Origin of the sequence: Ralstonia sp. RL (assembly GCF_001683835.1) — a bacterium.
In the GTDB taxonomy this organism is placed as follows: Bacteria; Pseudomonadota; Gammaproteobacteria; order Burkholderiales; family Burkholderiaceae; genus Ralstonia; species Ralstonia mannitolilytica.
Genome location: NZ_LWRX01000226.1, coordinates 17,769 through 28,532, shown reverse-complemented (window position 1 = coordinate 28,532; position 10,764 = coordinate 17,769). Strand labels below are relative to the sequence as shown.

Below are 10,764 nucleotides of genomic sequence, written 5' to 3'. Positions count from 1 at the left end.
CGAAGACCCGCCGTTCACGTTCCGCGCAATGGTGGTGCAGGCCTTCTGGCCGGGCGCCACGGCGGAGCAGATGTCGCGCCAGGTGACCGACAAGATTGAGAAGGCGCTGCAGGAAGTGCCATACGCGTGGAAGATCCGCAGCTACTCCAAGCCCGGCGAGACGCTGGTCACGTTCCAGTTGGCCGACACGTCGCCCGCCAAGGAAACGCAGCAGCTCTGGTACACGGTGCGCAAGAAGGTGGGCGACATTGCGCCGACCTTGCCGCAGGGTGTGCGCGGGCCGTACTTCAACGACGACTTTGGCGACGTGTACGGCTCGATCTACGCGCTGTCGGCCGATGGCTTCACCTACCGGCAGCTCAACGACTACGCCGATGCGATCCGCCAGCAGCTGCTGCGCGTGCCGAACGTCGCCAAGGTGGAGCTGCTCGGCGATCAGGACGAGAAGATCTACATCGAGTTCCAGCAGGCCAAGCTGGCGCAGATGGGGCTGGACATCAACACCATTGCCACGCAGATCGGGCAGCAGAACAACATCGGCCCCAGCGGCGTGCTGGTGACGCCGACCGACAACGTGCAGATCCGCCTTTCCGGCCAGTTTTCAGACATCCGCGACCTGGAAAACCTGAGCCTGCGCGGCCCCGGCGGCACGACCAACATCCGCCTGGGCGACATCGCCACCGTGAAGCACGGCTACATCGATCCGCCGCACGCCAAGATGCGCTTCAACGGCAAGGAGGTGATCGGTCTGGGCATCTCGATGACCAAGGGCGGCGACATCATCCAGCTCGGCAAGGACTTGCGTGCGACGGTCGAGAAGATCCGCGCGAAGCTGCCGGTCGGCATCGAGATGGAGCAGGTGCAGAACCAGCCGAAATCGGTGCAGAACTCGGTGGGCGAGTTCGTGCATGTACTGATCGAGGCGGTGGTGATCGTGCTGGCGGTGAGCTTTCTTTCGCTCGGCCTGCACACCAAGCCGAAGCTGCGCATCGACATCTGGCCGGGCCTGGTCGTGGCGCTGACGATTCCCCTGGTGCTGGCGGTGACGTTCCTGTTCATGAACATCTTCGACATCGGCCTGCACAAGATTTCGCTCGGCGCCCTGATCATCGCGCTGGGCCTGCTGGTCGATGACGCGATCATCGCGGTCGAGATGATGGTGCGCAAGCTGGAAGAGGGCTTCTCCAAGATGGAGGCCGCCACCTTTGCCTACACGTCCACCGCCATGCCGATGCTCACGGGCACGCTGATCACCGCCACGGGCTTCCTGCCGGTCGGGCTGGCACGCTCGACGGTGGGCGAATACACATTCGGCATCTTCGCCGTGACGGCGCTGGCGCTGGTGCTGTCATGGTTTGCGGCCGTCGTGTTCGTGCCGTATCTCGGCTTTCTGCTGTTGCGCACGAAATCGCACGTGGGCGACGGCGGCCATCACGAACTGTTCGATACGCCGTTCTACAACCGATTCCGCGGCTGGGTGAACTGGTGCGTCGAGTACCGCAAGACGGTGATCGTCGTCACGCTGGTGGCGTTCGGGCTGGGCGTGTTCGGCTTCAAGTACGTGGAGAAGCAGTTCTTCCCCGATTCGAGCCGGCCTGAGCTGATGGTGGAGCTCTGGCTGCCGGAAGGCTCCAGCTTCAACCAGACCGAAACCGAAGCGAAGCGCTTCGAGGCGCTGATGCGCAAGGAGCAGAACGTCGACAGCGTGACGCTGTTCATCGGCTCCGGCGCGCCGCGCTTCTACCTGCCGCTCGACCAGATCCTGCCGCAAACGAACGTGGCGCAGGCCATCGTCATGCCGACATCGCTCGAGACGCGCGAGGGTGTGCGCCAGCGCGTCATCGGCTTGCTGAAGTCGCAATTCCCGCATCTGCGCGGCCGCGTGAAGCTGCTGCCCAACGGGCCGCCGGTGCCGTATCCGGTGCAGTTCCGCGTGATGGGCCCGGACATTGGCGGCGTGCGCAAGATTGCCGACCAGGTCAAGGCGATCATGCAGGCGAACCCCAATACCGTGGGCGTGAACGACAACTGGAACGAGAACGTCAAGGTCCTGCGGCTGGACATCGACCAGGACAAGGCCCGTGCGCTTGGCGTGTCCACGGGGTCGATCTCGCAGGTCACGCAGACGGTGCTGTCCGGCGCGCCCATCGCGCAGTACCGTGACGGCGACAAGCTGCTCGACGTCGTCATGCGCCCCGAGGCGAGCGAGCGCAACACGCTCGATGCGTTGCAGCGCGTGCAGGTGCCCACGGCCAGCGGCCGCGCGGTGCCGCTTACACAGGTGGCGCGCGTGGGTTTTGCATGGGAACCGGGCGTGATCTGGCGCGAGAACCGCGATTACGGCATCACCGTGCAGTCGGATGTGGTCGATGGCGTGCAGGGCCCGACCGTGACAGCGCAGATCAACCCGCTGCTCGACAAGATCCGCGCAGACCTGCCGCCGGACTACCAGATCAAGATCGCCGGCGCGGAAGAGGAGAGTGCCAACGCCGGCGCGTCCATCGCCGCGCAGATGCCGCTGTGCATCTTCATCATCTTCCTGCTGCTGATGCTCCAGCTCCACAGCTTCTCGCGCTCTGTGATGGTGTTCCTGACGGGCCCGCTCGGCCTGATTGGCGCGGCCGCCACGCTGCTGCTGCTGCGCGCGCCGATGGGCTTCGTGGCGCAGCTCGGCATTACCGCGCTGATCGGGATGATCATCCGCAACTCGGTCATCCTGGTGGATCAGATCGAGCAGGACGTGGCCGCCGGTGTGCCCACATGGAACGCCATCGTCGAAGCGGCAGTGCGGCGCTTCCGTCCCATCATCCTCACAGCGGCTGCGGCGGTGCTCGCGATGATTCCGCTCTCGCGCAGCGTGTTCTGGGGCCCGATGGCGGCGGCCATCATGGGCGGACTGATCATCGCTACGGTGCTGACGCTGCTGTTCCTGCCCGCGCTGTATGCGGCCTGGTTCCGCGTGAAGCGGCCCGAAGCCCGGGCCGCCGCGCCGACTGCCTGACGGCGGCGAGGGAAGGCGCAATCCCGGCCACGCGCGGTGCGGGCGGGGGATTGGAAACCCTCGGACGACTGCGATATAATCGCCGGCTTCCTTACCGGCGCCCTCAGCGGGCGCCGCGTTCCATCCGGCGAGGGTGGCGAAATTGGTAGACGCACCAGGTTTAGGTCCTGACGCCAGCAATGGTGTAGGGGTTCGAGTCCCCTCCCTCGCACCAGAATTCTCTTGCAGATCAGCGATTTAGCTTCAAAGGCGTTCCTACCGCCGAGCGCTTTCACACGCGACGCCTTGCCCACCGCATCAGCGATCGCGAGTCTCTTTGAGCCACAGGCTCATAAGCCCAGCGCGGCCGCGCACACCGAACTTCCGATAAATGCTCGTGACGTAGGAATGCGTCGTGGAAATGGCAAGGCCGAGTTGTTCGGCAATCTGCTTTTCCGCGGCTTCCGTCAGCAATAGCTGCAATACCCTGCATTCGTGGGGCGCCAGCCGCTCCTTCAGTTGTGCGAGCGGGTTGTGCGCGCCGGCCGTTCTCAGTGCCGTGATGTTGCGTGCCACGCCGATGCGCAGCCGATGCTCGACATTCCACCGCGCCGACCATGACAAGTAGACATCGTTGCCCAGCTGATGCCGGTAGCGGTTCTCAAATCCGGTGCGTCTGGCGCCGGCCTGAACGCGGGCCGCTTCCCGCTGTGTCCGATCCCGGTCGTCCGGCGCCACAAGCTCGAGCATGAACTGGCCGACCAGTTCGGATGGCCGATAGCCGAGGATTTCCTCCCACGCGGCATTGGCGTACCGGATTCGCCCGGTCTCGTCGACCATGAAAACGGCATCCGGCAGGCTGTCGGCCAACGTGATCGCGCTCACTTCTTTGAGAACTTCCATGCTCTGCCGCTTTCGATCTGGACTGCGAAGGAAGAATGGCTGGCTTACCGAGGCCCATCGCCGAGCAAGGTTGCAGCCTGCGCCTTGATGGCGACCACGCCGGCGGCCTGTCTAGCACCGGAAGACAGCATCGGACCACGCCTACACGGGAATGCTTACCCTCTGATTAGCAGGGTGCCAGCCAGAATAGCGTCTGCTATCGTTTCCCACAATGTGCGGTGCCAGCATCACGCCGGACTCACGACATTCAAGGCACATTCGCTCCGACGGGGCGGGCGCGATGCAAACGAGGGGGAAGCCTGTGAGCGAGCCAGCCGGCGCAGACCGGCCTCAGCGCTCGCGGGCATCGGCGAAAAATATAAGAACTCGCGGGACGTTTCAAAGAATGGGGAAGTTTTCGCGCACCAATCCAGCGGCGGATCCGGGGAGGGACCTCCGCCGCCCATGCGCCGCCGACTGTGCTGGCGAGCTGCGACAGCGACGATCAGCTTATCCGGTCGGCAAAGACATGCGTGAATAAGCCTGTCGACACTCTGCGCGCGGCATCCTATGGACCTCCTCTATAAAGTCAGGCTGTACCAGGAGAACGGTCACTACTTTGCCGTCCTGGTAGCGTCGGGCACGCTGCATTCCAGCACAGGGCGAAACATCGCCGAAGCCTTGGAAAACCTGGGGAGGTCCATGGCCGATCACCCTGCGGCCGCACCGGCTGATTGCCCAGTGAATCCGAAAGAGCGTGAGGCAAAATGCCAAACAGCGGAGCCCGTGCCGGCTGCTCCGGAGGTTCGGCGCCGCGCCGCTCTCGTCAAGCAACGTCTTGACGAGCGTTTCGGCAAGGCCACCCTGCGCGAGCTGGCGGACAAGCTCGGGCTGGACAACGTCACCCCGCAACTGCTCTCGTCCTCGATAGCGGGCAGAGGGGCGAAGCGTGTTCGGCTCGCCATTGCGGCCGCGCTTGGCGAAGACCCGAACACGCTCTGGCCGGCAGGACGCCATTGACAATCGGTGCGCCGTTGAATGGGTGCGAATCGCCCCCTCAGGCGGCGAAGCACGGCGGGTCCGTTCGCCCGCACCCTTCAACGGCAGCCGGTTTCAGGTATCGGGCGTTCCGAGCGCGCGGTTGATCCGCAGCGCCACGAGCGTTCCGATCACCCCCGACATCAGATACAGGCTGACCGCCGCAAGCCCGAATAATGACGAGAGGCCCAGCGCCACCAGCGGCGCAAAGGCCGCGCCGAAGAGCCAGCCGAAGTCCGTGGTGAGGGCGGCGCCGGTGTAGCGGAACCGCCGTTCGAAGTTCGAGGTGACCACGCCAGCCGCCTGGCCATACGAGAGCCCCAGCAGGCCAAAGCCGAGCAGGATGAAGATGTCCTGGCCGGTAGCGCCTCCATCCAGCAGCCACGGCGCAGCCAGACTGAACAGACCGATCAGCACGGCCATGGCGGCCAAGGTGGTGCGCCGGCCGATGCGGTCTGCGATCAGGCCCGACACCAGCGTACCCATGAGCGCGATGACCGCGCCGACGATCTGCACAGCCAGCACATTCGACACGCCCTGGGTCTTGTGAAGCGCGATCCATGACAACGGAAACACCGTGACGAGGTGGAACAGCGCATAGCTGGCCAGCGAGGCAAATGCGCCCAGGAAGATGTTGAACCCCTGCGCATTCACCATCTGCAGGGTGCTGATCGGTTCCAGCTCGCCTTCTTCCAGCAGTTGCGTGTATTCGTACGTCACCACGAGCCGCAGCCGCGCAAACAGCGCGACCACGTTGATGGCGAAGGCCACGTAGAACGGATACCGCCAGCCCCAGTCGATGAATTCTTCCGGCGTCAGGCTGGCATGGAGGAAGAGGAACAACCCGCCCGCCACGATGAAGCCGGTAGGCGCGCCGAGCTGGCCGAGCATGGCGTACCAGCCGCGCCTGTCTTCGGGCGCGTTCAGTGCGAGCAGCGACGGCAGGCCGTCCCAGGAGCCGCCAAACGCAATGCCCTGCATGAAGCGAAAGAGGGCCAGCAGGTAGATCGCCGCGCTGCCGATCGACGCGTACGACGGCAAGAACGCAATCCCGACGGTGGCCGTGCCGAGCAGGAACAGCGACGCGGTCAGCTTCGTGCCGCGGCCCCATCGGCGCTGGATGCGCATGAACAAGGCGGTGCCAAACGGCCGGCCGATGAAGGCAAACGAAAAGATCGTGAAGCTGAAGAGCAGCCCCGCCAATTCGCTCGCAAACGGAAAGTAGACCGACGGGAAGACGAGCACCGAGGCGATGCCGTAGACGAAGAAGTCGAAGTACTCGGAGGCCCGCCCGATGACCACGCCGGTGGCGATCTCAGCTGGGGCGACTTCATGGTGGCCTGGTGCGGGCGGAGCAGTGGGGGACGCGCGATGCTGATGGGTCAGACTGGCCATCGTGGGGTCTCCGTCGAGGGCGGGGGATGTCGTCAGGGCATTAAAGTCCGGCAATCACCAGAATAGGCGCCTAAACTGCAACGGCAAATCGAAAGATCGTTGGGGGCATCCCCGCGCGACGTTAACCAGACGCCACTTCCGAGACCATGCCACGCTTCGATGCAGCGGTGAAATCCTTCCAGGTAACGGGAAGATCGCTTTTGAGAAGTGCCGCAATTGCTTTGCTCCTGGCGCTTGCGGGATGCAGCAACGCGGTGCTGCTGTCGCCGGCAGGCGACATGGCGCTGCGGCAGCGCGACCTCATCATCATCGCCACCTGCCTGATGCTGCTGATCATCGTTCCGGTGATCATTCTCACGCTCGTGTTTGCGTGGCGATACCGGGAGAGCGCCGACGACGCGCACTACAACCCGGACTGGGACCACTCCACGGTGCTGGAGCTGGCGATCTGGGCTGCGCCGCTGCTCATCATCATCACGCTGGGCGCCATCACATGGGTCAGCACCCATCAGCTCGATCCGTATCGGCCGCTGACGCGGCTCGATTCCCAGCGCCCGGTGCCGCCCCAGACCAAGCCGCTCACCGTGGAAGTGGTGGCGATGGACTGGAAGTGGCTGTTCCTCTATCCCGAGCAGGGCATCGCCACTGTCAATGAACTGGCGGCGCCGGTTGATCGCCCGATTGCGTTCCGCATCACGGCCACGTCGGTCATGAACGCGTTCTTCGTGCCGTCGCTGGCAGGCATGGTCTATGCGATGCCGGGCATGGAGACCAAGCTCCACGCGGTCATCAACCGGCCCGGCGTGTACGACGGGTTCTCGTCCAACTACAGCGGCCAGGGTTTCTCGCACATGCGGTTCAAGTTCCACGGCCTGTCGAATGAGGAGTTCGACCGATGGGTGGCGCAGGTCAAGTCATCGGGCACGCCGCTGTCGAAAGACGTCTACCTCAAACTGGCCAAGCCCAGCGAAAGCGAGCCGGTGCAGCGCTACGCCAGCGTGGCGCCGGGCCTCTACGACCGCATCCTGAACCGCTGCGTGGACGGCCAGGCGTGCCTGGCAGACACCATGGCGCGCAACCGCAACCGTGCCGGGTTCGACCCGTCGACGGAAATCTGCACTGCGAGCAACGTGGCCGATGTCATGCCCATGCTCGCGGCGGAAACCGCCATCAACGACGACGGCCGGCGGCTGTTGCGGTAACGCGCAGTCTCGCGCGCCTTTTCGACGTTTTTCGCCAAATTTGATCGGCCCAGGTGACACCTATGCCCGAGCGTTCCGAACTCGCCAATCTGATCTTTGGCCGCCTGACATGGGAGGCCATTCCGTACCACGAGCCGATCCTGCTGGCGACCTTCGCGGTCGTCGCGCTCGGCGGCCTCGCGCTTGTCGCGGCGCTGACGTACTACCGCGTCTGGGGCTACCTGTGGCGCGAGTGGTTCACCAGCATCGATCACAAGAAGATCGGCATCATGTACGTCGTGCTCGGGATCGTGATGCTGCTGCGCGGCTTTGCCGACGCCGTGATGATGCGCATCCAGCAGGCCGTGGCCTTTGGCGACAATCTCGGGTACCTGCCGCCGCATCACTATGACCAGATCTTCACCGCGCACGGCGTGATCATGATCTTCTTCGTTGCCATGCCGCTGGTGACGGGTCTCATGAACTTCGTCATGCCGCTGCAGATCGGTGCGCGCGACGTGGCGTTTCCGTTCCTGAACAACTTCAGCTTCTGGATGACCACGGGCGGCGCCATCCTGGTGATGATGTCGCTGTTCGTGGGCGAATTCGCACGTACGGGCTGGCTGGCGTATCCACCGCTCTCGGGCATCCTCGCCAGCCCCGACGTGGGCGTCGATTACTACATCTGGGCGTTGCAGATCGCGGGCGTCGGCACCGTGCTATCGGGCATCAATCTGCTGGTGACCATCGTCAAGATGCGCGCGCCGGGCATGACGCTGATGCGCATGCCGATCTTCACGTGGACGTCCCTCTGCACCAACGCGCTCATCGTGGCAGCGTTCCCCGTTCTGACAGCCGCCGTGACGCTGCTGGCAGCCGACCGCTACCTCGGCACGCATTTCTTTACGGTCGAGCAGGGCGGCAGCGCAATGATGTACGTCAATCTCATCTGGATCTGGGGCCACCCCGAGGTCTACATCCTGGTGCTGCCGGCGTTCGGCATCTTTTCGGAAGTGGTGGCCACGTTCTGCCGCAAGCGGCTGTTCGGCTACGCGTCGATGGTGTACGCGACGGTGGTGATCACCGTGCTGTCGTATCTCGTGTGGCTGCACCACTTCTTCACGATGGGGTCGGGGGCCAGCGTCAACTCGTTCTTCGGGATCACGACGATGATCATTTCGATCCCGACCGGCGCGAAGATCTTCAACTGGCTCTTCACGATGTACCACGGCAAGATCCGCTTCGAGACGCCGATGCTGTGGACGGTGGGGTTCATGGTCACCTTCGTCATCGGGGGCATGACGGGCGTGCTGCTGGCGGTGCCGCCGGCAGACTTCTCGCTGCATAACAGCCTGTTCCTGATTGCGCACTTCCATAACGTGATCATCGGCGGCGTGCTGTTCGGGCTCATGGCGGGCATCACGTACTGGTTTCCGAAGGCGTTTGGCTACCGGCTGGTGTCGTCGTGGGGCAAGGCGTCGTTCTGGTTCTGGTTTGTCGGCTTCTACGTGGCCTTCATGCCGCTGTACTGGCTCGGCATGCAGGGCGTGACCCGGCGCATGAGCCATTTCGACGATGCGTCATTGCAGATCTGGTTCCAGCTCGCGGCACTTGGCGCGGCGCTCATCGCCGTCGGCATCGCGTGCTTCCTGATTCAGCTCGTGGTGAGCTTCCTGCGCCGCGAAGAGTTGCGCGACACCACGGGCGACCCCTGGAACGGCCGCACGCTCGAGTGGTCGACGTCATCGCCGCCGCCGCAGTACAACTTCGCGCTCACGCCGCTCGTGCACGACACCGACGCGTGGTGGCAGATGAAGCAGTACGGCTACCAGCGTCCGCAGGAGGGTTTCAAACCGATCCACATGCCGAAGAACACGGCCGCAGGCATCGTGCTGGCGGGCCTTTCCACACTCTGCGGCTTTGCGCTGATCTGGCATATCTGGTGGCTGGCCATCGCCTCGTTCGCGGCCACCATCCTCTCGGCGATCGTCCACACCTTCAACTACAAGCGCGACTATTACATCCCGGCGGAAGACGTGCTCCGCACCGAAGCCGCGCGCACTCAACTGATGGCAGGCCATGGCTAATACCAGCTCGCTGCATGTGACGGCCCCCACGGGCACCACCACGGTGGATGACGTACCACCGGGCGGTTACCAGTTTCACCTGACCGAAGAGCCGCATGTGCCCAACGGCACGCTGCTCGGTTTCTGGGTCTACCTGATGAGCGATTGCCTCATCTTTGCGTGCCTGTTTGCCGCCTATGGCGTGCTCGGTCGCGAATACGCAGGTGGACCGACGGGGGCGGAACTGTTCGACCTGCCGCTCGTGGCGCTGAACACGTCGTTCCTGCTGCTGTCGTCCATCACGTACGGCTTTGCGATGCTACAGATGCAGCAGAACCGGATTCCGGGCCTGCAGATCTGGCTCGCCATCACGGGGCTTTTTGGTGCGGCGTTCCTCGCGGTGGAGCTCTACGAGTTCGTGCATCTGATCCATGAAGGGGCGGGGCCGCAGCGCAGTGCGTTCCTCACGTCGTTCTTTGCCCTGGTTGGCACGCACGGGCTGCACGTCACGTTCGGCCTGATCTGGCTGGTGGTGCTGATGCTCCAGGTTTCGCGGCATGGGCTGATCACGGCCAACAAGCGCAGGCTGATGTGCCTGTCGATGTTCTGGCACTTTCTGGACGTCGTGTGGATCGGCGTCTTTACCTTTGTGTACCTGATGGGGACGCTGCCATGAGCGCGCAAGATCAAACGCTGAACGGTCACGGCGACGGCCACAGCCATGACCATCACGAAGAAGACATCGGGCCGCACGCCACGCTGGGCGGCTACCTGACCGGCTTCGTGCTGTCCGTCTTCCTGACTGCCGTTCCGTTCTGGCTCGTGATGGGCCACGTGTTCGAGCGATCGTCGACCACGGCGGTGGCGATCCTCCTGATCGGCGCCGTGCAGATCGTGGTGCACATGATCTACTTCCTGCACATGAACGCGAAGTCCGAAGGCGGCTGGAACATGCTCTCGCTGATGTTCACGCTCGTGCTCGTGGTGATCACGCTCACGGGTTCGCTGTGGGTGATGTACCACCTGAACACGAACATGATGCCGCACATGCGGCCGCCCACTGATACGGGGGCCGTGATTCTGCCTCCGCGCGCGCCTTAGGACGGACGTCGGCCAGGGCAATCCAGATACTGCTCGACACCTGGCCGTGCCGGCCGCCAGACCGGTCGCGGCCTGAGCGGTCGCCTACACGGAACGTGCGGTGGCACACCCGCGCCACCTT

At 63.9% G+C, this 10,764-nt stretch carries 8 protein-coding genes and 1 tRNA gene; 7 read left to right on the top strand and 2 right to left on the bottom strand.

Annotation, left to right across the window (positions count from 1 at the left end):
* Together A6M56_RS20865 and A6M56_RS20860 are read left to right on the top strand one after the other, a co-directional pair.
* A partial coding sequence (locus A6M56_RS20865) for an efflux RND transporter permease subunit (RefSeq protein WP_286758377.1) occupies nt 1–3,001 on the top strand: 3,001 nt, incomplete at its 5' end.
* A 127-nt stretch (nt 3,002–3,128) separates the two neighbouring features.
* Nucleotides 3,129–3,215 (top strand) — tRNA-Leu (locus A6M56_RS20860).
* A gap of 83 nt (nt 3,216–3,298) precedes the next feature.
* On the opposite strand, the gene A6M56_RS20855 is transcribed toward A6M56_RS20860, so the two are convergent.
* Nucleotides 3,299–3,883 (bottom strand): PAS domain S-box protein, encoded by a 585-nt coding sequence (locus A6M56_RS20855; protein WP_045786915.1) that lies wholly within the window; start codon nt 3,881–3,883, stop codon nt 3,299–3,301.
* Nucleotides 3,884–4,432: 549 nt separating this feature from the next.
* Here A6M56_RS20855 and A6M56_RS20850 point away from each other — a divergent pair.
* Complete coding sequence (locus A6M56_RS20850; RefSeq protein WP_062738511.1) at nt 4,433–4,882, top strand: hypothetical protein; 450 nt, start codon at nt 4,433–4,435, stop codon at nt 4,880–4,882.
* Nucleotides 4,883–4,975: 93 nt separating this feature from the next.
* On the opposite strand, the gene A6M56_RS20845 is transcribed toward A6M56_RS20850, so the two are convergent.
* Nucleotides 4,976–6,295 (bottom strand): MFS transporter, encoded by a 1,320-nt coding sequence (locus A6M56_RS20845; RefSeq protein ID WP_045786913.1) that lies wholly within the window; start codon nt 6,293–6,295, stop codon nt 4,976–4,978.
* 146 nt (nt 6,296–6,441) lie between these two features.
* Here A6M56_RS20845 and cyoA point away from each other — a divergent pair, with 146 nt between their 5' ends.
* The 4 genes from cyoA to cyoD all read left to right on the top strand — a co-directional run bounded on the left by cyoA (nt 6,442) and on the right by cyoD (nt 10,643).
* On the top strand, nt 6,442–7,497 hold the full coding sequence (gene cyoA, locus A6M56_RS20840; protein WP_045786912.1) for a ubiquinol oxidase subunit II: 1,056 nt from the start codon (nt 6,442–6,444) through the stop codon (nt 7,495–7,497).
* Nucleotides 7,498–7,559: 62 nt separating this feature from the next.
* Nucleotides 7,560–9,563, top strand: a complete 2,004-nt coding sequence (gene cyoB / locus A6M56_RS20835; RefSeq protein WP_045786911.1) for a cytochrome o ubiquinol oxidase subunit I — start codon at nt 7,560–7,562, stop codon at nt 9,561–9,563.
* Nucleotides 9,556–10,218: a cytochrome o ubiquinol oxidase subunit III gene (cyoC, locus tag A6M56_RS20830; RefSeq protein WP_082062895.1), complete on the top strand. Its 663-nt coding sequence runs from the start codon at nt 9,556–9,558 to the stop codon at nt 10,216–10,218. The genes cyoB and cyoC overlap by 8 nt, the downstream gene beginning before the upstream one ends.
* Nucleotides 10,215–10,643, top strand: a complete 429-nt coding sequence (cyoD, locus tag A6M56_RS20825; RefSeq protein ID WP_045786910.1) for a cytochrome o ubiquinol oxidase subunit IV — start codon at nt 10,215–10,217, stop codon at nt 10,641–10,643. Before cyoC ends, cyoD begins: the two co-directional genes overlap by 4 nt.
* Nucleotides 10,644–10,764 lie beyond the last annotated feature (121 nt).

Excerpts from the sequence above, each read along its gene's own strand:
- cyoB (WP_045786911.1), top strand. The coding sequence starts at position 7,560 with ATGCCCGAGCGTTCCGAACTCGCCAATCTGATCTTTGGCCGCCTGACA.
- cyoA (WP_045786912.1), top strand. The coding sequence starts at position 6,442 with ATGCCACGCTTCGATGCAGCGGTGAAATCCTTCCAGGTAACGGGAAGA.
- A6M56_RS20845 (WP_045786913.1), bottom strand. The coding sequence starts at position 6,295 with ATGGCCAGTCTGACCCATCAGCATCGCGCGTCCCCCACTGCTCCGCCC.
- A6M56_RS20850 (WP_062738511.1), top strand. The coding sequence starts at position 4,433 with ATGGACCTCCTCTATAAAGTCAGGCTGTACCAGGAGAACGGTCACTAC.
- cyoC (WP_082062895.1), top strand. The coding sequence starts at position 9,556 with ATGGCTAATACCAGCTCGCTGCATGTGACGGCCCCCACGGGCACCACC.
- A6M56_RS20855 (WP_045786915.1), bottom strand. The coding sequence starts at position 3,883 with ATGGAAGTTCTCAAAGAAGTGAGCGCGATCACGTTGGCCGACAGCCTG.
- cyoD (WP_045786910.1), top strand. The coding sequence starts at position 10,215 with ATGAGCGCGCAAGATCAAACGCTGAACGGTCACGGCGACGGCCACAGC.